Origin of the sequence: Streptomyces calvus (assembly GCF_006782915.1) — a bacterium.
GTDB lineage: Bacteria > Actinomycetota > Actinomycetes > Streptomycetales > Streptomycetaceae > Streptomyces > Streptomyces calvus.
The window spans coordinates 1-24414 of the sequence record NZ_VCNP01000007.1 but is presented as its reverse complement, the minus strand read 5'-3'; the positions used below and the strand labels follow the sequence as shown (position 1 = coordinate 24414).

Genomic DNA, 24414 nt, shown 5'->3' with positions numbered 1-24414 from the left:
ACGCCGCGTACGTATCATTCTGCGCTTATTTGCCCTTTATGTGTAGGGGTTGTGGGGGAGTTCGGCGCGGACGCGGGGATGCTCTCCGCGGTCCTGGCGATGTTGCGGGCCATGCCGCCGAACACCACGGCGTGGAACGGCGCGACGGCCCACCAGTACAGGTGGCCGAGCAGCCCGTGCGGATGGAACAGCGCCCGCTGGCGGTACCGGGTGCGGCCGGCGTCGTCCGTCTCGGCGTACATCTCCAGCCAGGCCAGACCCGGCAGCCGCATCTCGGCCCGCAGCCGGAGCAGACGGCCCGGCTCGATCTCCTCCACCCGCCAGAAGTCCAGCGAGTCGCCGACCCGCAGCCGGGACGCGTCCCGCCGCCCCCGGCGCAGCCCCACCCCGCCGACCAGCCGGTCGAGCAGGCCGCGCACCGTCCAGGCGAGCGGGAAGGAGTACCAGCCGTTCTCGCCGCCGATGCCCTCGACCACCCGCCACAGGGAGGCGCGCGGGGCGTCCACGGTCCGCTCCCGCACGTCCGTGTAGAGGCTGCCGCCCGCCCAGTCGGGGTCGGTGGGCAGTGGATCACTGGGTGCCCCGGGCACCGAGGCCGACGACCACCGGGTCGCCACATCGGCCTCGCGTACGCGCTTCAGAGCCAGCCGCACCGCCTCGTCGAAGCCGATCGGATGCCCGGGCGGATCGGGCACGTACCGTGCGATGTCGTGCTCCCGGCACACCACCTCGTGCCGCAGGGACTCGGTGAGCGGCCGGGCGATGCCCGCCGGCACCGGGGTGACCAGGCCCACCCAGTGACTGGACAGCCCCGGCGTGAGCACCGGCACCGGCACGATCACCCGGCGCGGAAGTCCGGCGACGGCCGCGTACCGCACCATCATGTCCCGGTAGGTGAGCACCTCCGGGCCGCCGATGTCGAAGGTCCGACTGACGTCCTCGGGCAAGCCCGCCGCGCCCACCAGGGCGCGCAGCACATCACGCACCGCGACCGGCTGGATCCGGGTGTGCACCCACCTCGGAGTGACCATCACCGGCAGCCGCTCGGTGAGATGGCGCAGCATCTCGAAGGAGGCCGAACCCGAACCGATCACCACGGCCGCGCGCAGCACGGCGGTCGGAACGCCCGACTCCAGCAGGATCCGGCCCACCTCGGCCCGCGAACGCAAGTGCGGGGACAGCTCCCGCTCCGGGACGCCCGCCGGGGTCAGGCCGCCGAGGTACACGATGCGCCGCACACCCGCCGCGCGCGCCCGCTCGCCGAAGGTACGCGCCGCCTTGCGGTCCGTCTCCTCGAAGTCGCGGCCCGTGCCCAGCGCGTGCACCAGGTAGTACGCCACATCCGCCCCGCGCAGCGCCGCGGCCAGTGACACCGGGTCGGTGACGTCGCCGCGGACCACCTCCGCGCGCTCCGCCCAGGGGTGGTCGCGCAGCCGGTCCGGCGACCGGGCCAGGCAGCGCACCCGGTACCCGGCGTCGAGCAGGTCGGGCACGAGCCGCCCGCCGACGTAACCCGTCGCACCGGTCACCAGGCACAGCGGTGCCCGGCCGGTGCCGTCCTCCGGTACCGTCACCGCGGCCTCCTCATGTCGCCTGCGCCGCCGTACTCCTGCTCACCCCCGGTTCCCCTCTTTGTCTCCTTTCTCCCTCATTCCTCCCCCTTTCCCCCTTTCCTCCTTTCCTCCTTCCTCCCCTTCCCGTCGTCCTCTCCTCCCGCTCGTCCCCCGAGGCGTCCCGCGGACGACGGCTGCGCGCATGTCCCCGCCCGGCCGGGGCAGGCGAACCGTACGCAGGACGACGGCCGGGAGGCCGAGCGACGACCGGAGGTGTGCACCCCGATGACTGCCGTGACCGGAGCGAAGGTGCTGAAGCGGTTCCCCGCGGGATCCCCGCGCGGATCGTGGCCGGCGGAGGAGTACGCGGCCCGGCGCCGTGCCGAGGGCGAGCCCGCGACGGTCGTCATGGATCTGGAGTCGGACGCCTTCCTGGTGGTCGTCACGCACCGGGACGCCGACTGACCGCACCGTCCAGCGACCGGGCCCGCCGCACGAACGCCTCGTGCAGGGCCCGGGCGGCCAGCGGCACCGACGCGGCCCTGCGCCGCCGCAGCACGAGCAGCACCCCGGCCGGGTCGCCCGCGAGCGGCCGCCACACGAACGCGCCCCGCCGCTCCAGCGGATCCCCCACGACACTGAAGTCCGGCAGCACCGTCGCCCCCAGCCCTTCGGCGACCATCAGCTTGCCCATCTCCGCACCGTCGGTGGAGCAGACGAACGCCGGTGCGCGTCCCGCCAGCAGCCGGTGCACATAACGGTGCATCACATAGCCGGACCGCATGACGATCAACGGCTCGGTCAGCAGGTCGTCCACCGACACCTGCGCGCCGGCCGCGAGCGGACTGTCCGGGTGCAGGCACACCACCGGCCGGCCGCGCAGCAGTTCCGTCGACTCGAACTCGGCCGGCATGTCGTCACCCTCCAGGTGGTTCACCAGCCCCAGATCGAAACCGCCCTCCAGCAGGGCCCGTTGGATGTCGCTCTGCTGCGCGCCGACCACCTCGACCTGGGTGAGCGGATGCGCGGCGCGGAACTCCCGCACCACGGGCACCAGCAACGGCACGGTCGCCGCGTTGACCGTGCCGACGCGCACCATGCGGCGGACACGGTGCTGTTCGCCCGCGGCCGCGCGCAGCCGGTCCACCGCGTCCAGGACGTCGACGATGCGCGGCAGCAGCTCCCGGCCCGCCGCGCTCATCGTCGCCCCCGAGCGCTTGCGCTCCAGCAGGTCGACACCGAGTTCCCGCTCCAGGTTCCGCACCGTCTCGCTCAACGCCGGCTGCGACAGGCGCAGTTCCTCCGCCGCGCGGCGCAGCGAGCCCAGCCGGGTCACGGCCGCGATGTATTCCAGTTGTTCGGTCCGCACGGCAACAGAATGCGGACGCCCTCCACCGGCGTTCAAGGGTTTTCCTGTCACGCCTTCGTTAAATTCAATGGTCCGCGATACGAGACCGGTCGGGTTTTCCTTGACGGTGCAGGGCCGCGGCTGTCACGATCGTCGGCATGACGATGCGACTGGAACTCACGCGGCGACGCCACGTCGACCTCGCGCGCGTTTCCAGCTCCTGCTGTCGCACCGCGGCCTGATCCCCCCAGATCCGCCGCCGTACGCTTTCCCCGCCGCGCCCGGTCCGAGACCGGTTCCGCGTCGTTCCCTCCCGGCACCGCCCATTTCGCGCTCCCGCGCGCCTTTCGAATGCGGCGTGCCCGAAATCCCTCTGAATTCCGCACGAGGAGTTCCGCATGTCCGCAGAGCCTGTGAAATTCGCCTATTGGGTCCCCAACGTCAGTGGCGGACTGGTCACCAGCACCATCGAACAACGCACCGACTGGGGATACGAGTACAACCGGAAACTGGCCGTCCTGGCGGAGGACAACGGCTTCGAGTACGCCCTCACCCAGGTCCGCTACATGGCCAGCTACGGTGCCGAGTACCAGCACGAGTCGACCGGCTTCAGCCTCGCCCTGCTGCTCGCCACCCAGCGCCTAAAGGTCATCGCCGCCGTGCACCCGGGGCTGTGGCATCCGGGCGTCCTCGCCAAACTCGGCGCCACCGCCGACCACCTGTCCAACGGACGCTTCGCGGTCAACGTGGTCAGCGGCTGGTTCAGGGACGAGTTCACGGCGCTGGGCGAGCCCTGGCTCGAACACGACGAACGGTACCGCCGCTCCGAGGAGTTCATCCGCGCCCTGCGCCTGCTCTGGACCGAGGACCACGCCGAACTCGCCGGAGACTTCTACCGGCTGCGCGACTTCACCCTCAAGCCCAAGCCGCTCGGCACGCCCGGCCGTCCGCACCCCGAGATCTTCCAGGGCGGCAACTCCACCGCCGCCCGCGCCATGGCCGGCCGCGTCTCCGACTGGTACTTCTCCAACGGCCGCGACCTCGACGGCGTCGCCGAACAGCTCGCCGACATCCGCGCGTCCGCCTCCCGCGCCGGAAGGCGGCCCCCGGGATTCGGCCTGAACGCCTTCCTCATCGCCCGCGACACCGAGGCCGAGGCCCGCGAAACCCTCCGGGAGATCGTCGCCCACGCCGACACCGAGGCCGTGGAGGGCTTCGGCGCCGCCGTCGCCCAGGCCGGCCGGTCCACAGCCGACGGCAAGGGCATGTGGCAAGACTCCACGTTCGAGGACCTGGTCCAGTACAACGACGGCTTCCGCACCGGCCTGATCGGCACCCCCGAGCAGATCGCCGAACGGATCGTCGCCCACAAGCGGCTCGGCGTCGACCTCTTCCTCCTCGGCTTCCTCCACTACCACGAGGAGATCGAGTACTTCGGCCGCCGCGTCCTGCCCCTGGTGCGGGAACTGGAGGCCGCCGACAGCACGGACCTCGCCTCCGTCCCCGCGCACGCCTGACACCCCCGCACCCCGTACGCACACGAGAGAGGGCCACACCCATGAGCACCACCACCCCCACCGACTGGAACCTCCGCCCCGCCCCGCGCACCGCCGAGGAGTGGATCGCCCGCGCGGGCGCGGTCGCGGCCGTACTCGCCACCGACGCCGCGGCCCGGGACCGCGCCGGCGCCGCCCCGCACGCCGAGGTGCGGCTGCTGAAGGACTCCGGTCTCGTCACCCTGCTCGGCCCCGCCGAGCACGGAGGCGGCGGCCAGAACTGGATCACCGCCTACCACGTGGTCCGGGAGATCGCGAAGGCCGACGGCTCCATCGGGCAGCTCCTCGGCTACCACTACCTGTGGAACTGGGCAGCGCGCCTGGTCGGCACACGCGAACAGTGGGAGCACGTCGAGGCCGAGGCCGCCCGCAACCGCTGGTTCTTCGGCGGCGCCGTCAACCCGCGGGACAAGGACGTCGTCGTCACCGAGGACGGCGACGACCTGGTCTTCACCGGCCGCAAGACCTTCTCCACCGGCAGCAGGGTCTCCGACGTCACCGTCCTCGAAGGCGTCCTGGACGGCACGGACCGGCACGTCTTCGCGATCGTGCCGTCCGACAGCGAGGGGCTGACCTTCCACGACGACTGGGACAACATCGGCCAGCGGCTCACCGAGAGCGGCAGCGTCACCCTCGACGGCGTCCGCACCCCCTGGTCCTCCGCGGCCGGATACGTCGACCGGGAGTTCCGGCCCCGCGTCTACAACACCCTCAACGTCCCCACCATCCAGCTGGTCTTCGTCAACTTCTACCTCGGCATCGCGGCCGGCGCGCTGGAGACGGCGGCCGCCTACACCCGCACCCGGACCCGGCCCTGGCTGCACGGCGGCCACGACCGCGCGGTCGACGAGCCCTACGTCGTCGACACCTACGGCGACCTCACGGCGAAGCTGTGGGCGGTCGAGGCGCTCGCCGACGCCGTGGCCGTCGAGGGGCAGCACCTGCACGACGACCCCGACGCGGTCACCGAGCAGACGCGCGGCGACTTCGAGGTGCGGGTGGCCGCGGTGAAGGCCCGGGCCACGGACGTCGCCCTGGAGGTCACGAGCCGCATCTTCGAGGTGACCGGTGCCCGCTCGACCACCACCGCCGAGGGCCTGGACCGGTTCTGGCGCAACATCCGCACCCACACCCTGCACGACCCGGTCGCCTACAAGCGCCGCGAGGTCGGCCGCTGGGTCCTCGAGGGCGAACTGCCCGAGCCCACCTGGTACTCCTGACCGCCCCGCCGCCCCGCCCTGCCGGCACCCCGCACCCCGTCCCCACCGCACCTGCACCCCGCCCGCACCGCCTTCCGAGGAGGGCCCATGGCCACCGTCCTGTCCGTCTCCGGCAGCCCGTCCGCCACATCCCGCACCAACCGGCTGCTGCGCCACCTCGACCAGCGGCTGACCGCCCACGGCCACGAGGTGATCCCGCTCGACGTCCGCGCCCTCCCCGCAGAAGCCCTGCTCGGCGCGGACTTCCGGCACCCGGCCGTCGTCCGGGTCACCGACCTGTTCGCCCGCGCCGACGGCGTCGTCGTCGGCACCCCCGTCTACAAGGCGTCGTACTCCGGGGTCCTCAAGGCGCTCCTCGATCTGCTGCCGCAGCACGCGCTGGCCGGGAAGACGGTGCTGCCGCTGGCCACCGGTGGCTCCACCGCCCACGTCCTCGCCATCGACTACGCGCTCCGGCCGGTGCTGAACTCCATGGGTGCGGCCCACATCGTGCAGGGCTGGTTCACCCTCGACCGGGACATCACCGTGCACGAGGGAGGCGCGCTGACCGTCGCCCCGGCCGCCGACGAGGCCCTCGCGGACGTGGTCGACCACTTCTCGGCCGCCCTGGCACGCGTCCCGGCCCCGGCCGCCGCGGGCTGACCGCCATGACCACACACGTGATCGCCGACGACGCCGAAGCCCTCGCCGTCGCGGCCGCCCTGGCCGAGGAGTTCCGCGAAGGAGCCTCCGCGCGGGACGCCGAACGCAGACTGCCCCGTGCGGAGGTGGACCGGCTCTCCGCCTCCGGCCTGCTCGCCGTCACCGTCCCCGCCGCCCACGGCGGGGCGGACGTGAGCCGGGAGACCCTCGCGGAGGTGTTCCGGCTGCTGGCCACGGCCGACGCCAGCCTCGCGCAGATCCCGCAGAGCCACTTCGTGTACGCCGAGGTGATCGAACGCCGGGGCACCGACGACCAGCGGACGTTCTTCCACGCGGAACTCCTCGCCGGACGGCGCCTCGGCAACGCCCAGTCGGAGGCCGGCACCCGGCACGTCCAGGACATCCGTACCCGCCTGGAGCCGCAGCCGGACGGCTCCTACCTGCTGAACGGCGTCAAGCACTACGCCACCGGAGCCCTCTTCGCCCACTGGATCCCCGTGCTCGCCCGCGCCGGCGACGACGCCCTGCACGTGGCCTTCGTGCGGCGCGGGGCGCCCGGGCTCACGGTGACCGACGACTGGGACGGCATGGGCCAGCGGACGACGGCCAGCGGCACCGTCCGGCTGACGGACGTACGGGTTTCCGCCGACCGGGTGTTCCCGCACCACCTCACCTTCCAGGAGCCGCAACTGCACGGCGCGGTCGCGCAGTTGCTGCACGCGGCGATCGACACCGGGATCGCCGGGGGAGCGCTGGCCGAGGCCGCCGCGTTCGTCCGCACCAGGAGCCGTCCCTGGTTCGAGAGCGGCTTCGAGACGGCCGCCGAGGATCCGCTGCTCGTCCAGAGGTTCGGCGAACTCGCCGTGCGCGTCCGGGCGTCGGAGGCGCTGCTGCGCGAGGCCGGGCGCACCGTGGACCGGGCGCGGGCCGGCCTGACCGACGACTCGGCGGCCGAGGCGTCGATCGCGGTGGCCGCCGCGAAGGCACACGCCGCCGACACCGCGGTGGAGGTGGCGAACGCCCTCTTCGAGGTGGCCGGCACCCGCTCGGCGCTCGGTGCCCTGAACCTGAACCGCCACTGGCGCGACGCCCGCACCCACACCCTGCACGACCCGGTCCGCTGGAAGATCCAGCACATCGGCAGATACGTGCTCAGCGGGATCCGGCCGCCCCGCCACGGCCTGTTGTGACCTGCGACGACACATCCGGAAACGGGCGCGCCGCCACGGCCCGCCGTGCCGGACCACCCGAGAACGAGCCCGATCGGAGCCCCGCGTGTCCCTCACCTTCCACTGGTTCCTGCCCACCAACGGCGACAGCCGCCACGTCGTGGGCGGCGGCCACGGCACCCCCGCCTCCCCGGCCGGGCAGGACCGGCCCCCGACGATCGCGTATCTGAGCCAGATCGCCCGTGCCGCCGAGGACCTCGGTTTCGTGGGCGCCCTGACACCCACCGGCGCCTGGTGCGAGGACGCCTGGCTGACCACCGCGATGGTCTCCCGGGAGACCGAGCGGCTGAAGTTCCTGGTCGCCTTCCGGCCCGGCTTCGTGTCACCCACGCTCGCCGCGCAGATGGCGTCCACCTTCCAGCGGCAGAGCGGCGGCCGGCTGCTGCTCAACGTGGTCACGGGCGGCGAGAGCCACGAGCAGCGGGCCTACGGCGACTTCCTCGACAAGGAGGCCCGCTACCGCCGTACCGGCGAATTCCTGGAGATCGTACGGCAGTTGTGGCAGGGCAGGACCGTCACCGTGGACGGGGAGCACCTGAGCGTGCGTGAGGCGGTCCTGGCCCGCCTCCCCGAGCCCGTGCCGCAGGTGTACTTCGGCGGCTCCTCGCCCGTCGCCGCTCAGGTGGCCGCCCGGCACGCGGACGTCTACCTCACCTGGGGCGAACCGCCCGCGCAGGTCGCCGAGAAGATCACCCGCCTGCGGGAGCTGGCCGCCCGCGAGGGCCGCACGCTGCGGTTCGGCATCCGCCTGCACGTCATCACCCGTGACACGGCCGGGCAGGCCTGGGCCGAGGCCCGTCGGCTCCTGGACGGCTTCGACCCGGAGACCGTGCGGACCGTGCAGGCCGGTCTCGCCCGCAGCGAGTCCGAGGGCCAGCGACGCATGCTCGCCCTGCACGGCGGCGGCCGGGACGGACTGGAGATCCACCCCAACCTGTGGGCCGGCATCGGGCTGGTGCGCGGCGGCGCGGGCACCGCCCTGGTCGGCAGCCACGACGAGGTCGCCGAGCGGATCCTCGAGTACCGGGCGCTGGGCATCGAGGAGTTCGTCCTCTCCGGCTACCCGCATCTGGAGGAGGCGTACTGGTTCGGTGAGGGGGTGCTCCCGCGCCTCGCGGCCCGCGGACTGTGGCGGCACCCCTCCGCCGCGCGGCCGGCCCCCGTCGCGCAGGTGCCGTTCGCGAGCTGAACGGCCGGGCGGGGAGCGGCCGGACGCCTGCGGTGCGGAGCGGTCGGACGCTCGCGGTGCGGAGCGGGCGGACGCTCGTGGTGCGGAGGGGTCGGACGCCTTCGGTGCGGAGCGGGCGGACGCCTGCGGTGCGGAGCGGTCGGACGCTCGCGGTGCGGAGCGGGCGGACGCTCGTGGTGCGGAGGGGTCGGACGCCTTCGGTGCGGAGCGGGCGGACCCTCGCGGTGCGGAGCGGTCGGACGCTTGCGGTGCGGAGCCGTCGGACGCTCGTGGTGCGGAGGGGTCGGGGCCCGGGGCGGGGCGGGGGAGCGGTCGGGCGGTGTGGCGGGGAGCGGTTGACTGGTCTACACCCTTGACTGGTACAGACCAAAGCGGTTGAGTGTGCCCCGCACCCCCCACCACGGCCGCCCCCACTGCCGTGACCGGCCCCGCCGGCGCGTGCGGGCGAGGCCCGCTCAGGCGTGTCCTCGCCGGGAAGCGGCCCTGTTCCGCAAAGGAGTCGTCCCGTGTCGAGAAGACGCATCGCCGCCGTGACCGCCGCCCTCGTCCTCGCCGGCAGCGCCCCGGTCCTGCTCCCCGCCGCCACCGCCTCCGCCGCCGCGTGCTCCAGCTACCCGAACTGGGTGGCCGGAAAGGCGTACAACGCCGGTGACATCGTGCGCTACACCGACGGCAGGGCCTACATCGCCGAGCACGCCAACCCGGGCTACGACCCGACCATCAGCACCTGGTACTGGGAGCCGTACGCCTGCGACAACGGCCCCGGGACGCCGGTCGGCAACTTCGTGGTGACCGAGGCGCAGTTCAACCAGATGTTCCCGAACCGGAATCCCTTCTACACCTACAGCGGCCTCACCGCCGCCCTGAGCGCCTACCCCGGCTTCGCCACCACGGGCAGCGACACGGTGAAGAAGCAGGAGGCCGCGGCGTTCCTCGCCAACGTCAGCCACGAGACCGGCGGCCTGGTGCACGTCGTCGAGCAGAACACCGCCAACTACCCGCACTACTGCGACTGGGGACAGCCCTACGGCTGTCCGGCCGGGCAGGCCGCCTACTACGGGCGCGGGCCGATCCAGCTGAGCTGGAACTTCAACTACAAGGCGGCCGGCGACGCGCTCGGCATCGACCTGCTCAACAATCCCTGGCTGGTGCAGAACGACGCCGCCGTGGCCTGGAAGACCGCGCTGTGGTACTGGAACACCCAGACCGGCCCCGGCACCATGACCCCGCACAACGCCATGGTCAACCAGGCCGGTTTCGGCCAGACCATCCGCAGCATCAACGGCGCGCTGGAGTGCGACGGCAGGAACCCGGCGCAGGTGCAGAGCCGTGTGACGAAGTACCAGCAGTTCACCCAGATCCTCGGAACGTCACCCGGCGGCAACCTGTACTGCTGACGCCCGACCGCCCGGCGTGGTGTCATGCACCTGACTTAAGACCTCCGGTCATGGCCCGCCCACGGCAGTGCGCGGGCCATCCCTCGGACGAAGGACACCACCGCATGCGCACCCCCCACGCCCTGTTCACCACGACCGTCACGGCCGCCGCGCTGGCCGCGACGGTCGTGACCCCGGCCCCCGCCGCGGGCGCCGACGCTCTCCCGCCGTCCGGCACGTACTACGTGCAGAGCGCGACGACCGGACTGAACGCCGCCGACGCCTCTGGCGCCGTCGAGCAGCACAGACCGCGCGGCGACGAGGACCACCAGCAGTGGACCCTGCGGGCCGACGGCGAGACGCACCTCCTGGAGAACACCGACAGCCCCGGCACCTGCCTCGGCCGGGCCGGCGACCAGGCCAGGACCGTCGCCTGCGCGAGCCCGGACGCCCGCTGGCGGATCACCCCCGCCGGTGCCGACCGGTTCACCCTCGCCGTCCCCGGCAGCGACCGCGGCCTCACCGTCGCCCCCAAGCCCGCCGGCGCCAACCACCCCGCACAGCTCGCCGTCGGCACCGGCACGGGCGACCTCGCCACCTGGTACCTCACCCCGGCCGACCCGGTCACCCGCCCCATGCCGCCCCAGGACGCGCGCACCCTGGACCAGGTCACCTTCCTCACCACCCACAACGCCTACGCCAACGGAGTCGACGGCGGCTTCGCCCCGCCCTTCGTCAACCTCTTCCCCAACCAGAGCCGCGGCATCGAACGCCAACTCGCCGACGGAGTCCGCGGATTCATGCTGGACATCCACCAGACCCCGGACGGCGCGATCCTCTGCCACAACAGCTGCACCCTGGTCAGCCGGCCCGTCGCGCTCTGGGTCGACCTCCAGCGGATCGTCGACTTCCTGCGCGCCCACCCCGACCAGTTCGTCACCGTCTTCCTGGAGGACTACGTCGACCCGGGCGTCCTGCGCGACGAACTCGCCCGCGTCCAGGGCCTGTCGGACGTGCTCTACCGGCCCGACCGCACCGGTGTCCGGGAGAACGGCTGGCCGACCATGGCGGAACTGGCCGCCGCGGGCGACCGGTTGCTGATCCTCACCGACCACAGCCGCGCCGCCGACGAGTCCGCCGGGCTGACCCGCGACACCTTCGGCGTGATGTACCAGCGCGAGTGGACCGTCGAGAACCACTGGTCCATGGGATCGGGCGCCGGCACCTCCGACTGGTCCTGCTACAGCCGCTGGTACGACGCGAACACCACCATCCCGCTCACCCGCACCGAGCCGGGCTTCCGTCCGCTGTTCGTCATGAACCACTTCCGGGACGCCACGGTCACCGACACGGCCAGGACGGACAACAGCAAACTCGCCGACCGGGCCCGCCGGTTCTGCCAGCCCGCCGCCCGCAAGAAGCCCAACTACCTCGCCGTGGACCGTTACGACCTCGGCGACCCGGCGGCCGCCGTCACCGCGCTGAACACCTACACCTACCCGTAGCGCTCCGCCACCGCGGCCGTCGCGCGGCACCCCGTCGACGACCACCGCCGGCACTCGTCGGCTCGGCCACCTGCCCGTCCACCGCACCGGCCCCCGGCGATGCGGCGGACGGGCAGCGCCGTGTTCCGGCCCGGCACCCCGAGCGAACCGCGACCACTCGATCGCCGCCCGCCCGGACCACAGCCGTACCGGGTCCCGCCGGGACGTTCGAACCCCTTCCGCGGCGGGCTTGGCGACGCGGTGGTTTTACGTATAACCTCTCCCGTCAATCACCCCTGCGAGAGGTCACGATGCGTCGTATCGCCCTGGTCAGCCTTGTCGTCGACGACTACGACGAGGCGATCCGCTTCTACACCGAGGCCCTCGGTTTCCGGCTCGCCGAGGACTCGCCCCGCCCGGACGGCGGCCGCTGGGTCGTCGTGGAACCGGACGCCGGGCACACCGGCGCGGCCCTGCTGCTCGGCCGCGCCAAGGGCGAGGCCCAGCGCGCCCGGATCGGCGACCAGACCGGCGGACGGGTCGGCTTCTTCCTGTACACCGACGACTTCGCCCGCGACCACGCGCGGATGACCGCCGCCGGAGTGACCTTCCTGGAGGAGCCGCGCCACGAGCCGTACGGCACCGTCGCCGTCTTCCAGGACCTGTACGGCAACCGCTGGGACCTGCTCCAGCCCGCCGAGTGACCCCGCACCGCACCGATCCCGAGGAACGCCGCCCATGACCGCCCCCGCCATCGACACCGACACCCTCCGCCGGCTGCCCAAGGCCGTGCTGCACGACCACCTCGACGGCGGACTGCGCCCCGCCACCCTCGTGGAACTCGCGGACACGGTCGGCCACACCCTGCCCACCACCGACCCCGACGAGCTCGCCGCCTGGTACGTCGAGGCCGCCGGCTCCGGCGACCTCGTGCGCTACATAGGCACCTTCGAGCACACCCTCGCCGTCATGCAGACCCGCGAGGGCCTGCTGCGCACCGCCGAGGAGTACGTGCTCGACCTCGCCGCCGACGGAGTCGTCTACGGCGAGGTGCGCTACGCGCCGGAGCTGATGACCAGGGGCGGACTGACCCTGCCCGAGGTCGTCGAGGCCGTGCAGGAGGGGCTCGCGGCCGGTATGGCCAAGGCGGCCGCCGCGGGCACGCCGGTGCGGGTCGGGACGCTGCTGTGCGGCATGCGCATGTTCGACCGGACGCGGGAGATCGCCGACCTGGTGGTGGCCTTCCGGGACGCCGGCGTCGTCGGCTTCGACATCGCCGGCGCCGAGGACGGCTTCCCGCCCGCCGACCACCTGGCCGCCTTCGAGTACCTGCGCGGCGAGAGCGTGCCGTTCACCATCCACGCCGGTGAGGCGCACGGCCTGCCCAGCATCCACCAGGCCCTCCAGGTGTGCGGCGCGCAGCGCATCGGCCACGGCGTGCGGATCACCGAGGACATCCCCGACCTCGCGGCCGGCAAGCTCGGCCGGCTCGCCGCCTGGGTGCGCGACCGCCGGATCGCCCTGGAGATGTGCCCCACCTCCAACCTGCAGACCGGCGCCGCCGACTCCATCGCCGGGCACCCGATCACCGCGCTGAAGGACCTCGGCTTCCGCGTCACCCTCAACACCGACAACCGGCTCGTCTCCGGCACCACCATGACCCGGGAGATGTCCCTGCTGGTCGAGCAGGCCGGCTGGACGGCCGAGGACCTGCGCACGGTCACCGTGAACGCGGTGAAGAGCGCCTTCCTCCCGTACGACGAGCGCACCGCGCTCGTCCGGGACGTCGTGCTGCCGGGCTACGCGTCCGTGCTCTGAACCAGCCCCCGCACATAGGCGGCCTGTCCGACGTGCTGGAGATCGTCGGACAGGACGCTCACCAGCCGTACGCCCAGGGTCACCGGCGGGTCCCAGCCCTCGTCGACCACGCGCTCCAGGTCCTTCGCGGCGAGCGAGCGCAGCGCCCCCAGGGTCTGCTCGTGGACCGCGTCGTAGTAGCCGGTCAGCAGTTCGGGGGAGTCGACGCGGACCTTGGCGACCTTCGCCGAGGTGTGGCCGTACCCGGTGTCGTGCCGGGGCAGGCCGAGCGCGAGGCGCTTCGCCCAGTCCTGCGACAGCCACACCTGGTCGAGGCCGAACGCGTCGGCGACGTGGTCGTCCTGGACCCGGGTGAGGTGCCAGACCAGCCAGGCGACGGAGTTCGCGTCGGGGCCGGGCCGGGCGTTCAGCTCGTCGGGGCCGAGGCCCTCGACGGCGGCGTGGACCTCTTCGCGGATGCGGCCGAAGCCGTCGATGAGGATGTCCTTGGCATGCATGCCTCCACCCTCGCGCATCCGGGCCCCTCACGCGCTCCCGTGGTCCAGCAGCGCCATCAGCGCGCGGGCCGCCGGACTGGTCGCCCGCGGCGACGGCACCAGCGCGACGGTCTCGTACGCCGCCTCGCCGGTGTCCTTCAGCGCCAGCGCGGCCAGCGCCTCGCGCTTGTGCCGGAAGTGCCGCGGCACGACGGCGACGCCCAGGTTCTCGTCGACCAGATCCAGCAGGCTGTGCACGTCGTTCACCTCCAGCGCCACCGTGCGCCGTACGCCCGCGGCGGCGAAGGCGGCGTCGGTGGCCCGGCGCGGGCCCCAGTCCGGGTGGAAGTCCACGAAGACCTCGTCACCCAGGTCGCGCGGAGTCACCGGCGCGCCGGCCAGCGCCAGGGGATGGCCCGGGTGGCACAGCACGGTCATCGGCTCGCTGGTGAGCGGCACGCAGCGCAGCTGCTCCGGGTCCGCCTCCGTCCGGTAGGCGAAGGCCAGGTCCAGCCGTCCCGCCGCGACCTCCTCGGCCAGCGCCGCCGACCCCCACTGCCGCAGCCGGATCTCCACGTCCGGGTGCCGCCGCCGGAAGGCGGCGAGCAACTCCGCCACGTGCACCCCGGCGATGCACTGCTCCGAGCCCACCGCCAGCGTGCCGCGCAGGACCCCCTGCACCGCCGCCACCGCCTCGTGCGCCGCCCGCACCTGTGCCAGGATGCGCTCGGCCTCCGCGAGCAGCGCCCGCCCGGCCTCGGTGAGCGTCACCCTCCGGGTCGTCCGCACGAACAGCGGTGTGCCCAGCTCGCGCTCCAGCGCGCGGATGGACGCGGACAAGCCCGACTGGGAGACCATCAGCCGTTCCGCCGCCCGGGTGAAGTGCTGGTCCTCGGCGACGGCGACGAAGTGCTGGAGGTGACGCAGTTCCATGATTGAGAAGCGTATCCGCTGAATACCATCGGATTCTTCTGTTGGACCACTGCCCGCAGGTCACGCCAGAGTGGACCGGTGGTTCGACGGAACCGCCAAGACGTGTGCCAACCCCTCTGGAGTCGCGTTGTACACCGCACACCCCGACCGCTACGCGGACATGCCCTACCGGCGCACCGGCCGCAGCGGCCTGAAACTCCCCGCGCTCTCGCTCGGCCTGTGGCACAACTTCGGTCCCGACCGTCCGGCCGAGACCCAGCGCGCCATCCTGCGCCGCGCCTTCGACCTCGGCGTCACCCACTTCGACCTCGCCAACAACTACGGGCCGCCGCCCGGCGCGGCCGAGACCGCCCTCGGTGAGGCGCTGCGCACGGACTTCGCGCGCTACCGCGACGAGCTGGTGATCTCCACCAAGGCCGGCTACCTGATGTGGCCCGGCCCGTACGGCGAATGGGGCTCGCGCAAGTACCTGCTGTCCTCGCTGGACCAGTCCCTGAGCCGCATGGGCCTGGACTACGTCGACATCTTCTACTCGCACCGCTTCGACCCGGAGACTCCGCTGGAGGAGACGATGGGCGCGCTGCACTCGGCGGTCCAGCAGGGCAAGGCGCTGTACGTCGGCGTGTCCAACTACTCCGCCGAGCAGACCCGGGAGGCCGCCCGCATCCTCGGCGAGCTGGGCACACCGCTGCTGATCAACCAGCCGCGCTACTCGATGCTCGACCGCCGCCCGGAGGACCAGGGCCTGATGGACGCCCTGGACGAGCTCCAGGTCGGCTCGATCGCCTACTCCCCGCTGGAGCAGGGCCTGCTCACCGCCCGCTACCTCGACGGCATCCCCGAGGACTCCCGGGCCGCGAGCGACAGCCCCTTCCTGAACACCGACGCGCTCACCGAGGACCTGGTGGGCCGGCTGCGCACGCTCAACGGGATCGCCGCCTCCCGCGGCCAGACCCTGGCCCAGATGGCGCTGTCCTGGGTGCTGCGCGGCGGCCGCCTGACCTCGGCGCTGGTCGGCGCGAGCAGCCCCGAGCAGCTGGCGGACAGCGTGGCGGCCACCCGCAACCTGGACTTCTCCGACGACGAGCTGGCCCGTATCGACGCGGTCGTCAAGCAGTAGCACCACCGACGTCCCCCGGTCGCGCACCGGGTCCCGCCCGGGGCCCGGTGCGCGCGCCGTTTTCGGCCAAGCGCGGCGGTGAATATGCCAGGAGACTGGCCGGAAACACGTGGTGACAGTGATTCAGCGGTGAACATACTCGACGGGAGAGCGCTTCACACCGCGCGACGGCGCCCTCACGCACAGCATGCGAGCCACGAACGGGCAGTCGGCCCGTCCGGTGGGCGAGCGACGCAGCGGGGGAGGGAACGTGCACGACGAATTCCTGTGCCACGTCACGGCGTACGGCATCTGCGACGGACGGCGCATCGGCGTACCGCTGGGCACCTACCGGGCGCCCACCCTGGCCCTCGCCCTGTGGTGGCTGCGCGACCGCGCCTCCTGGATCGCCGAGCGCCTCGACCCCCGGCCCGACTCCGAGCACTTACCGCCGGGCGCGCTCGTGCCCGTACCCCCGAACGTCCCCGACGTGCCCACCGTGCTGCGCACCTGGTGCGGCGACGTCGCCCGGCAGGAAGCGGTGGCCGAGGCGCTCGCCGCCGGACGGATGGTGCGCGTCGCCACCGGCGACGAGACCACCGAGTACGAACTGCTGGCCGAGTCCGTGGACGCCCTGCGCATGCAGCGCGCCGCCCGGGTCCTCGGCGTCCCCGTCGCCTGACCTCCCGGCCGGTTCAGCGCTCCGCCCCGCGGCCCCGCCGCCGCACCGCGCGCGCCAGCCACGCCCCCGCGAACCCGGCCACCAGCCCCCACAGCAGCGCCAGCCCCAGCGCGGTCCACAGCCGCGGCTTCAGCAGCACCTGCCCGGAGAACCCGTCGCCGAGGTCACCGATGCCGAGCACGGACAGACCGATCCGCGCGGAGATCCGCGCCATCAGGCAGATCATCAGTACCGTCAGCGCCAGCGCCACCGCCATGCGTACGGCGTGCTGCCAGGCCGGAACCCCGGCCGGGGACGCGGACGCCGTCAGGAACGCGGCGGCGAGCAGCAGCACGGCGTCCGCCACCAGCAGCCACCACCAGCGCCCGCCGTCGTGCTCGACCAGGGTGCCCAGGTTGAGCGCGGAGACGTCCGGTGTGCGCAGCACCTCGTCGAGGACGTGCGGCATCGGCAGCCCGAAGGGTCCCTCGACCCGGCCGTCCCAGGTGGCGCCGAGCCCGACCGTCAGCGCCAGCCAGGCCACGTTGGGCAGCCCGAGCAGGATCACCGCGAACGTCTCGACCGCGTGGCCCCGGGTGGCGGCGACGAACAGCGCGACGACCAGACAGATCACCACGGCCGCGAGGAGCAGCCGCACCATCGTGTGCGCCGCCGGACGCACCGCCGGCCCGAAGCGCAGCAGCCCGGCAGGCAGCGCAGCGCCGGGGGACGCCAGCAGCGCCACCACCAGCACCCCGGCCAGCCAGACCAGGCCGATGAGGACGGTCAGCGGCACGTCCGCCGCGAACCCGACCACGGGCGTCAGCCCGAACAGCTCACCCAGGTCACCGAGCGGGCCGTCGCCGAGGGAGATCTCGAAGGTGTGCCGGGCGGCGAGCGCCAGACCGAGGAGCGCGAGCAGCCACAGCACGGCGATCCGTGCCGCCCACCCGGCCAGCTCCGGAGCCCCGGCCACCGCCCGGCGCCGCAGCGGACGCAGGAAACCGGTGCCGACGACCAGCGCCCCGGCCAGCGTCACCGACAGCGGGATGACGGTCAGACCGCCCTCCGTGCCGGCCAGCGCACCGGCGTCCCCGGACAGCTCCACCGTGCCGCCGACGGCCGTGACCACCGTCGCCGCGACCACCGCGGGGAAGGAGCCCCCCGGCAGGTCCGTGGCACCGGCCGCCCACAGCCCGAGCGCGGCCACCGCACCCATGGCGACCAGTCCGCCGAGAACCGTGACGAGGGCCTGCGGCCAGCCGTGGCGGGCGGCCGGACGGTCGGAGGAGATGCGTGCGCTCACGTGTGCACGCTAAGCAGGCCCGGCGCCCCTCGCCCGCCGGGAGGTCCGTCCGCGTCGGCCGTCAGCGATGATGTCCGGTCCGGATCACCAGCGCGTGGTCGCCCAGACCCAGCAGCAGGCCCGGCGGCACCTCACCGAACGTCGTCAGCACCGTCTCGACCCGGGCCGTGACCGGGTCGAAGGCCGCGTCGAGCACCGTGCCGCGCTCCTCACCGCACTCCGTGAGCACCCTGGCACCGAGCAGATCACGGTGCTGCGGCGCCCCGGCCGGCCCGTCGGCCGAACGCACGACCAGCATGTCCGTGCCGACCGCACCCAGCGCCTCCCACGCCACCACGGCCTGCCCGCGCAGCCGTCCGCGCCCTATCCGGACGTGCGTGACCCGCCCGGCCGCCGCGTCGACCGTCAGCGCCCGCACCACCCCGATCCGGTCGGCGGCACCCGGCGTCAGCACGGGCAGCCCGCGCACCCGGGAGAACAGCATCACCGCACCCCGCCTCCGCCCCGGTCGTGGCCCGCGCCGACACGCGCCACGAAACCCGGCAGGTCGTCGGTCACGTACGCCGTCGCGTGCGCGGGGATCACCAGCGTGCGGCCCGTGACGCTCAGCGCCTCGCCGCGCGGCACGTACACCCGGTGCCGGCGGTGCCGCGAGCCGTGCACCAGCTCCCGCTGCGCGGCCAGCCGGAACGCGACGAGCCGGCCGCTGGTGCCGCCCTCCACCAGCACGTCCAGCACCGTGCCCACCGTGCGGCCGTCCTCGGTCACCACCTGCGACCCGAGCAGCCGGCCGCGCACCGCCTCGCGGCGCGCCACCGACAGAGGCAGGTCGAACAGCGCGCCCTCGTCGCGCACCATGACGGCGTGCCGCCCGAGGCAGTGCACCGCGGGCCAGGGCAGGTCCCGCGGCAGCGGGCCCGACAGCAGGCTCCGTCCGGTGAGCGTGAAACGCGCGATCCGCTCGCCCGAGGGGTCGAAGACGGTGTCCTTCACGTGCGCCACGGCGTCGCCGCCCAGCGTCACCACGGGCAGCGTGGCGAGGCTCCGCACCGCCGTCAGTCCGTTCATGGCACGCCCTTCCGCCGTACCCCGGCGCAGCCCGGGTTCCCCGCCCCGCGGGCCGCACACGGATCGGGTGGACTGCACGGCCGGACTCGGGGTACCAGGACTGGTGCGGATCGTCCGGCCGGACCGGCTTCGCAGAGAGAAACGCATGACCTACCACCTGGACGGGGCAGTGATACCGACTGGTTTCGACGTGCCCGTGGAACCGCTTCGGCGGACGGCACACTTCACCGGCGAGCCGGGATGCATCGCCGAGGCGCGGGCCTTCGCCGCGCAGTTCCTCGAGCAGCTGAGGACGGAGTGGTGCGCCACGATCGGCGAGCGGGCCGACGGCGCGGTGCTCCTGGTGGTGAGCGAACTGGTCACCAACGCGGACCGGCACAGCGACGGGCCGTACATCCTGGAACTGGAGGGCACGGACAGCACCATCACGGTCGCCGTCTACGACAGCAGCGCCGCCCTGCCCCGCGTCTTCCCGCGCGACCCCGAGCGCATCGGCCGGCACGGTCTGGAGATCGTGCGCGCGCTGGCGCACACCGTCGACGTGGAGCGGGTGCCCGTCGGCAAGCGGGTGCGCGCCGTGCTGCCCGTCGACGCACGCTGAACGGCGCCGGTGGCGCCGCGCCCGCCGGTCAGACGCGGCCCAGCTCGCCCAGCATCCCCTCACGCAGCCGCATGATGATCCGCTTGATCAGCCGGGACACGTGCATCTGGGAGCAGCCGAGGCGCTCGCCGATCTCCGCCTGCGTGGCCTCCTCCACGAACCGCAGGTGGATGATCTCCCGGTCGCGTTCGCTGAGCTCCGCCATCAGCGGGGCCAGCGCGTGGAAGTCCTCGACCAGGGCGAGGCGCTCCTCCTCGACGCCGATGAAGTCGGCCAGGACGGACTCCCCGCCCTCGGGGCCGTCACCGGTGAGGGCGGCGTCCAGCGACGACGAGTTGTAGCCGTTGGCCGCGATCTGGCCCTCGACGACCTGCTGTTCGGTGATGTTCATCAGGGTGGCCAGCTCGGCGACCGTGGGCTCGCGGTCCAGTCGGCTGGCGAGTTCCTCGCGGGCCTTGGCCAGTTCGACGCGCAGCTCCTGGAGGCGGCGCGGCACGTGCACGGCCCAGGTGGTGTCACGGAAGAAACGCTTGATCTCGCCCACGATGTAGGGCAGCGCGAAGGAGGTGAACTCGACCTCGCGGGACAGCTCGAACCGGTCGATGGCCTTGATCAGCCCGATCATGCCGGTCTGGACGATGTCGTCCATGTCGTCGCCCCGGCCGCGGAACCGTCCGGCCGCGAACCGCACGAGGGACATGTTCATCTCGATGAGGGTGTTGCGCGCGTACTGGTACTCGTGCGTGCCCTCCTCCAGCTCCGCCATACGGCGGAAGAACTGCCGCGACAGCTCCCGCGCATCGCGCGGGGCGACCGAGCGGGGGTCCACGACGTCCCGCGGGACCCCGTCACCCGTCCCGGCCTCGGTGTGCTCGTCGACAACCTGCGCCTGCGACCGGATCACGGCGGTCTCCCTTGCCTCTCCCCACGAACGTCACGGCCGGCGTGTGCCTGGGCCCTACCGGCCATGCGGGTACCCGGGTGGTGCGGACCCATTCACACCGTAGTGCGAACAGCCGGAGGGCGGGTGCCCCGCGGCCGTCACCCGTACGACCGATGGTACGCGGGAGTGGTCCGGGCGGCAGTCCGGGGCGTCCGCGGCACGCCGGGCCGGTCCGCGCAGCGCACGTCGCGGCCGGCACGCGGTGGGACGCCGCTTCACTCAGGGCGGAACGCCGCTCCCTTCCCCCGCGCGACGGAATTCCTACGCTGAGGGGGTGACCAGTCAAGCGCCCAACCACGCCCGCGTCATCCCCCTGCGACCCGGCCAGGCCCCGCCCGCCTCCGCCCCGGACCCCGCCCCCGCGGCCAGGGAGCCCCTGTGGCGCGACCTCGTCGGCGACGTGCTGCGCCGCGAACGGCTCGCCCAGGAGCGGACGCTGAAGGACGTCGCGGACGCGGCCCGCATCTCCATGCCCTATCTCTCCGAGGTGGAGCGGGGCCGCAAGGAGGCCTCGTCGGAAGTCCTCGCGGCCGCCGCCCAGGCGCTCGGCCTCGGCCTCGGCGACCTGCTGACCCGGGCCCACGGAGAGCTGGTCCGCAGCACCGCCCGCCGGGCCGGACACGGCCTGTCCGGCTCCGCGCGCAACGGGCTGTGCCTGGCCGCCTGACCGCCGCCCGGCCCGGCGCCCTCCGGCTATGCCAGGCGCCGGGCCAGCACCTCGTCGGCCAGGCCGTACGCCACGGCCTCGTGGGCGGTGAACACCTTGTCGCGGTCCATGTCCGCGCGCAGGGTCGCGACATCGTGGCGCGTGTGCCGGGACAGCACCTCCTCCACCTGCGAGCGGATCCGCACCATCTCCTTGGCCTGCAGTGACAGGTCGGACGCCGTGCCGCGCGCGCCGCCCGAGGCCGGCTGCCCGAGCAGCACGCGCGCGTGCTCCAGCACGAACCGCCGCCCCGGGTCCCCGCCGGCCAGCAGTACGGCCGCCGTGGACGCCGCCTGCCCGACGCAGAACGTGGAGATCGGCGCGCGTACGAACGTCATCGTGTCGTAGATCGCCATCAGCGAGGTGAACGAGCCGCCGGGCGAGTTGATGTAGATCGCGACCTCGCTGTCCGGGGCCTCGGACTCCAGATGGAGGAGTTGCGCGATGACCACGTTGGCGACCCCGTCGTCGATCTCCGTCCCCAGGAAGATGATCCGCTCGGACAGCAGCCGGCTGAACACGTCGTAGGACCGCTCGCCCCTGGGGGTGCGCTCGACGACGTTCGGAATCGTGTAGGTCCCCATCACTGCAGCCCCATCCTGCGTCGTGCGGCGGCCGGGCGGACGTCGTCGAGCGACTCCACCACCCGGTCGACCATCCCGTACTCCCGCGCCTGCTCGGCGGTGAACCAGCGGTCCCGGTCGCCGTCCCGGGAGATGGTCTCCGGGGTCTGGCCGGTGTGCTCGGCGGTGATCCGTTCGATGGTCCGCTTGGTGAACTCCAGGTTCGCCGCCTGGATCTCGATGTCGGCGGTGGTGCCGCCGATGCCGCCCGACGGCTGGTGCATCATGATGCGCGCGTTGGGCAGGGCGTACCGCTTGCCGGGCGTGCCGACACAGAGCAGGAACTGCCCCATGCTGGCCGCGAAGCCCATGGCGAGGGTCGAGACGTCGTTCGGGATGAGCCGCATCGTGTCGTAGATGGCCAGCCCCGCGTGCACGGAACCGCCGGGGCTGTTGATGTACAGGGCGATGTCGGTGCGGGGGTCCTCGGCGGACAGGATCAGCAGCTGTGCGCACACCCGGTTGGCGGAGACCTCGTCGACCTGGGTGCCGAGCAGCACGATCCGCTGCGCGAGCAGCTGGGCGGCGAGGTGGTCGTCGAACTGGGTCGGCGGGGTGTCGCCCTCCTCGGCCCGGGGCAGTGCGGCCGGCCGGGGGCCGGCGGTGAGTGGAGACATGGGCGCTCCTGGTGATCGCTCGTCGGAACGCGGCCCGGGCGGCCGCGTGTCTCCACTGTCGGCCGGTGGCGGCGCCGGGCGGCCGTTTCTCTGCCCGTGGCAGATTCGCCACGGGCAGAGCGGCCGTCCGGCCTGACTGTGCCTCAACTCCCGGAAGGGGTCCGTGACATGGCCGACCAGCGGTCCGGCTCGTCCGTCGCCGCGGAGTCGGCCCGGGCCCGTGTCGGGCGGCCGGGGCGCCGCTCGCGGCGGCTGAGCGCGCGCGTGCCGCCCCGGCCGGAGACTGCGTCCAGCGGGCCGGGCGGCGCCCGGAGGCGAGTGCGCGCTTCCGCTCTCCGGGCGCCGGCGCCCGCTTCGGGAGTCGGATGGCGGCGTCGTGCGCGGGGTGCCGGGCCGACGGCCCGGCACCGCCGTCCTGACCGGTTCGGCGCCGCACCGATGAGTTCCGGGGCGCGGACCGGTCGACACCCATGACCGTGTTCCACGCCCGGGAGGTACTCATGACCGCCGATGGATTCACCACCTGCCTCTGGTTCGACGGCCAGGCGGAGGAGGCCGCGAACTTCTACGTCTCCCTCTTCAAGGATTCGGGCATCAGCCGGATCCTCCACTACACCGCGTCCGGTCCGGGCCCCGAGGGCGACGTCCTCACCGTGGAGTTCACGGCCAACGGCCAGAAGTTCGTCGCGCTGAACGGCGGACCGGAGTTCACGTTCAACGAGGCGATCTCCTTCCAGCTCGACTGCGCGGACCAGGCGGAGGTCGACCACTACTGGGAGAAGCTCGTCGAAGGCGGCGGCGAGCACGGCCCCTGCGGCTGGCTCAAGGACCGGTTCGGCGTCTCCTGGCAGGTCAACCCGGTGCGGCTGACCGAGATGATCAGCGACCCGGACCGGGAGAAGGCGGACCGCGCGATGAAGGCCATGATGTCGATGGGCAAGATCGACATCGCGGCCCTGGAGGAGGCCTACGCGGGCCGGTGACACCGGCCGGACGACGGGCCCCGCCGCGCGGGCCCCATCGGCAGCCGGCCCACCGCACCGGCGCCCGGACACACGGCGGCCCGCGGGTTCCGGGCCACGCTCAGGCCCCCACCGGATCGCCGGCCCCGCCCATCCCCGGTGGACACGCCGGGGACACCGGGCCGGGCGGCGGGCCGTCGGCCGGGTGGCCCGGGAAGGCCGGCGCCCGGACCGCGGGGCCGTACGGCTCGCCCGCGCACCCCGGCCGTACGGCTCGCCCGCGATGCCCGGGCCGTGCGGACCCGGCCGGGCGTGGCATGATCGGGCACATGGGTGAACGTGTTGTGGCCGCGTGCGACGGGGCTTCCAAGGGAAACCCCGGGCCCGCTGGCTGGGCCTGGGTGGTCGCCGACGCCTCCGGGACACCGGTCCGCTGGGAGGCGGGAGCGCTCGGCAGGACCACCAACAACGTCGCCGAACTCACCGCGTTGGAGCGGCTGCTGGCCGCGACGGACCCGGCCGTGCCGCTCGAGGTCCGGATGGACTCGCAGTACGCGATGAAGGCCGTCACCACCTGGCTGCCCGGCTGGAAGCGCAACGGCTGGCGGACCGCGGCCGGCAAGCCGGTCGCCAACCAGGACCTCGTCGTCCGCATCGACGACCTGCTGCAGGACCGCTCGGTGGAGTTCCGCTACGTCCCCGCCCACCAGGTCGACGGCGACCCGCTCAACGACTTCGCCGACCGCGCCGCCAGCCAGGCGGCCGCCGCGCAGCAGGACGCCGGCAGCGCGCTGGGCTCGCCCGAGCCGCCGCCCTCTCCCGTCCGCCCGGCCGGCACCGCCGCCCAGCGCACCTCCGGCGGCGGCAAGCCGGGCCGGCGGCGTGCCGGTACCTCCGCTACCCGCACGATCAAGGCCAAGTTCCCCGGCCGCTGCCCGTGCGGACGGTCCTACGCGGCGGGCGAGCCCATCGCCAAGAACGGCAAGGGCTGGGGCCACCCGGAG

General features: G+C 73.3%; 27 protein-coding genes. 17 read left to right on the top strand and 10 right to left on the bottom strand.

Going from position 1 to position 24414, the window contains the following annotated elements; all coding sequences use genetic code 11:
• Window positions 1-14: 14 nt before the first annotated feature.
• Window positions 15-1574 carry an SDR family oxidoreductase gene (locus FGW31_RS02535; RefSeq protein WP_142191651.1) on the bottom strand — a complete coding sequence of 520 codons (1560 nt, stop codon included), beginning with the start codon at window positions 1572-1574 and terminating at the stop codon, window positions 15-17.
• A gap of 264 nt (window positions 1575-1838) precedes the next feature.
• Between FGW31_RS02535 and FGW31_RS02530 the strand changes: the two genes are divergently transcribed.
• Entirely contained in the window at window positions 1839-2018 is a 180-nt protein-coding gene (locus FGW31_RS02530) for a hypothetical protein (protein ID WP_142191650.1), read from the top strand.
• Here FGW31_RS02530 and FGW31_RS02525 read toward each other — a convergent pair.
• Complete coding sequence (locus FGW31_RS02525) at window positions 1996-2922, bottom strand: LysR family transcriptional regulator (RefSeq protein WP_182674425.1); 927 nt, start codon at window positions 2920-2922, stop codon at window positions 1996-1998. The genes FGW31_RS02530 and FGW31_RS02525 overlap by 23 nt on opposite strands.
• Before the next feature lie 137 nt (window positions 2923-3059).
• Here FGW31_RS02525 and FGW31_RS36160 point away from each other — a divergent pair, with 137 nt between their 5' ends.
• The 10 genes from FGW31_RS36160 to FGW31_RS02475 all read left to right on the top strand — a co-directional run bounded on the left by FGW31_RS36160 (window position 3060) and on the right by FGW31_RS02475 (window position 13415).
• Window positions 3060-3143, top strand: a complete 84-nt coding sequence (locus FGW31_RS36160; RefSeq protein ID WP_375141383.1) for a putative leader peptide — start codon at window positions 3060-3062, stop codon at window positions 3141-3143.
• Window positions 3144-3299: 156 nt separating this feature from the next.
• The gene (sfnG, locus tag FGW31_RS02515) at window positions 3300-4418 is read left to right on the top strand and encodes a dimethylsulfone monooxygenase SfnG (protein ID WP_142191648.1); all 1119 of its coding nucleotides are present in this window, start codon (window positions 3300-3302) and stop codon (window positions 4416-4418) included.
• 41 nt (window positions 4419-4459) lie between these two features.
• A complete protein-coding gene (locus FGW31_RS02510; protein WP_142191647.1) occupies window positions 4460-5677 on the top strand; it encodes an acyl-CoA dehydrogenase family protein in 1218 nt (405 codons plus the stop codon).
• 87 nt (window positions 5678-5764) lie between these two features.
• Complete coding sequence (gene ssuE / locus FGW31_RS02505; RefSeq protein ID WP_142191646.1) at window positions 5765-6319, top strand: NADPH-dependent FMN reductase; 555 nt, start codon at window positions 5765-5767, stop codon at window positions 6317-6319.
• 5 nt (window positions 6320-6324) lie between these two features.
• Window positions 6325-7509 carry an SfnB family sulfur acquisition oxidoreductase gene (locus FGW31_RS02500; RefSeq protein WP_142191645.1) on the top strand — a complete coding sequence of 395 codons (1185 nt, stop codon included), beginning with the start codon at window positions 6325-6327 and terminating at the stop codon, window positions 7507-7509.
• A gap of 85 nt (window positions 7510-7594) precedes the next feature.
• Window positions 7595-8737 carry an LLM class flavin-dependent oxidoreductase gene (locus tag FGW31_RS02495; RefSeq protein ID WP_142191644.1) on the top strand — a complete coding sequence of 381 codons (1143 nt, stop codon included), beginning with the start codon at window positions 7595-7597 and terminating at the stop codon, window positions 8735-8737.
• A 506-nt stretch (window positions 8738-9243) separates the two neighbouring features.
• Window positions 9244-10134 carry a glycoside hydrolase family 19 protein gene (locus tag FGW31_RS02490; RefSeq protein WP_142191643.1) on the top strand — a complete coding sequence of 297 codons (891 nt, stop codon included), beginning with the start codon at window positions 9244-9246 and terminating at the stop codon, window positions 10132-10134.
• Window positions 10135-10238: 104 nt separating this feature from the next.
• The gene (locus FGW31_RS02485) at window positions 10239-11618 is read left to right on the top strand and encodes a phospholipase (protein ID WP_142191642.1); all 1380 of its coding nucleotides are present in this window, start codon (window positions 10239-10241) and stop codon (window positions 11616-11618) included.
• A 290-nt stretch (window positions 11619-11908) separates the two neighbouring features.
• On the top strand, window positions 11909-12301 hold the full coding sequence (locus tag FGW31_RS02480; RefSeq protein ID WP_142191641.1) for a VOC family protein: 393 nt from the start codon (window positions 11909-11911) through the stop codon (window positions 12299-12301).
• Between the two features lie 34 nt (window positions 12302-12335).
• The gene (locus tag FGW31_RS02475) at window positions 12336-13415 is read left to right on the top strand and encodes an adenosine deaminase (RefSeq protein WP_142191640.1); all 1080 of its coding nucleotides are present in this window, start codon (window positions 12336-12338) and stop codon (window positions 13413-13415) included.
• On the opposite strand, the gene FGW31_RS02470 is transcribed toward FGW31_RS02475, so the two are convergent.
• The gene (locus tag FGW31_RS02470; RefSeq protein WP_142191639.1) at window positions 13397-13912 is read right to left on the bottom strand and encodes a mycothiol transferase; all 516 of its coding nucleotides are present in this window, start codon (window positions 13910-13912) and stop codon (window positions 13397-13399) included. The two genes, FGW31_RS02475 and FGW31_RS02470, sit on opposite strands and share 19 nt — an antisense overlap.
• A 27-nt stretch (window positions 13913-13939) precedes the next feature.
• The gene (locus FGW31_RS02465; protein WP_142191638.1) at window positions 13940-14824 is read right to left on the bottom strand and encodes a LysR family transcriptional regulator; all 885 of its coding nucleotides are present in this window, start codon (window positions 14822-14824) and stop codon (window positions 13940-13942) included.
• Window positions 14825-14951: 127 nt separating this feature from the next.
• Here FGW31_RS02465 and mgrA point away from each other — a divergent pair, with 127 nt between their 5' ends.
• Window positions 14952-15944 (top strand): L-glyceraldehyde 3-phosphate reductase, encoded by a 993-nt coding sequence (mgrA, locus tag FGW31_RS02460; protein WP_142191637.1) that lies wholly within the window; start codon window positions 14952-14954, stop codon window positions 15942-15944.
• A gap of 250 nt (window positions 15945-16194) precedes the next feature.
• Complete coding sequence (locus FGW31_RS02455) at window positions 16195-16605, top strand: hypothetical protein (protein ID WP_142191636.1); 411 nt, start codon at window positions 16195-16197, stop codon at window positions 16603-16605.
• Between the two features lie 13 nt (window positions 16606-16618).
• On the opposite strand, the gene FGW31_RS02450 is transcribed toward FGW31_RS02455, so the two are convergent.
• The 3 genes from FGW31_RS02450 to FGW31_RS02440 all read right to left on the bottom strand — a co-directional run bounded on the left by FGW31_RS02450 (window position 16619) and on the right by FGW31_RS02440 (window position 18958).
• Window positions 16619-17890: a streptophobe family protein gene (locus FGW31_RS02450; protein ID WP_142191635.1), complete on the bottom strand. Its 1272-nt coding sequence runs from the start codon at window positions 17888-17890 to the stop codon at window positions 16619-16621.
• Between the two features lie 61 nt (window positions 17891-17951).
• A complete protein-coding gene (locus tag FGW31_RS02445) occupies window positions 17952-18374 on the bottom strand; it encodes a PRC-barrel domain-containing protein (RefSeq protein ID WP_142191710.1) in 423 nt (140 codons plus the stop codon).
• Complete coding sequence (locus FGW31_RS02440) at window positions 18374-18958, bottom strand: PRC-barrel domain-containing protein (RefSeq protein WP_142191634.1); 585 nt, start codon at window positions 18956-18958, stop codon at window positions 18374-18376. The genes FGW31_RS02445 and FGW31_RS02440 overlap by 1 nt, the downstream gene beginning before the upstream one ends.
• A 145-nt stretch (window positions 18959-19103) precedes the next feature.
• Here FGW31_RS02440 and FGW31_RS02435 point away from each other — a divergent pair, with 145 nt between their 5' ends.
• The gene (locus FGW31_RS02435) at window positions 19104-19559 is read left to right on the top strand and encodes an ATP-binding protein (protein WP_142191633.1); all 456 of its coding nucleotides are present in this window, start codon (window positions 19104-19106) and stop codon (window positions 19557-19559) included.
• Window positions 19560-19587: 28 nt separating this feature from the next.
• Here FGW31_RS02435 and FGW31_RS02430 read toward each other — a convergent pair whose 3' ends face one another.
• A complete protein-coding gene (locus FGW31_RS02430) occupies window positions 19588-20463 on the bottom strand; it encodes a SigB/SigF/SigG family RNA polymerase sigma factor (protein ID WP_142191632.1) in 876 nt (291 codons plus the stop codon).
• A gap of 313 nt (window positions 20464-20776) precedes the next feature.
• On the opposite strand from FGW31_RS02430, the gene FGW31_RS02425 reads away from it, so the two are divergent.
• Window positions 20777-21169, top strand: coding sequence for a helix-turn-helix domain-containing protein (locus FGW31_RS02425; RefSeq protein WP_142191631.1), 393 nt, complete (start codon window positions 20777-20779; stop codon window positions 21167-21169).
• Between the two features lie 26 nt (window positions 21170-21195).
• Here FGW31_RS02425 and FGW31_RS02420 read toward each other — a convergent pair whose 3' ends face one another.
• Both FGW31_RS02420 and FGW31_RS02415 read right to left on the bottom strand, forming a co-directional pair.
• Window positions 21196-21792 carry a ClpP family protease gene (locus FGW31_RS02420; RefSeq protein WP_142191630.1) on the bottom strand — a complete coding sequence of 199 codons (597 nt, stop codon included), beginning with the start codon at window positions 21790-21792 and terminating at the stop codon, window positions 21196-21198.
• Window positions 21792-22448, bottom strand: coding sequence for an ATP-dependent Clp protease proteolytic subunit (locus FGW31_RS02415; protein ID WP_142191629.1), 657 nt, complete (start codon window positions 22446-22448; stop codon window positions 21792-21794). The genes FGW31_RS02420 and FGW31_RS02415 overlap by 1 nt, the downstream gene beginning before the upstream one ends.
• A 500-nt stretch (window positions 22449-22948) precedes the next feature.
• On the opposite strand from FGW31_RS02415, the gene FGW31_RS02410 reads away from it, so the two are divergent.
• Complete coding sequence (locus FGW31_RS02410) at window positions 22949-23431, top strand: VOC family protein (RefSeq protein WP_142191628.1); 483 nt, start codon at window positions 22949-22951, stop codon at window positions 23429-23431.
• Window positions 23432-23727: 296 nt separating this feature from the next.
• A partial coding sequence (locus FGW31_RS02405; RefSeq protein WP_142191627.1) for a ribonuclease H family protein occupies window positions 23728-24414 on the top strand: 687 nt, incomplete at its 3' end.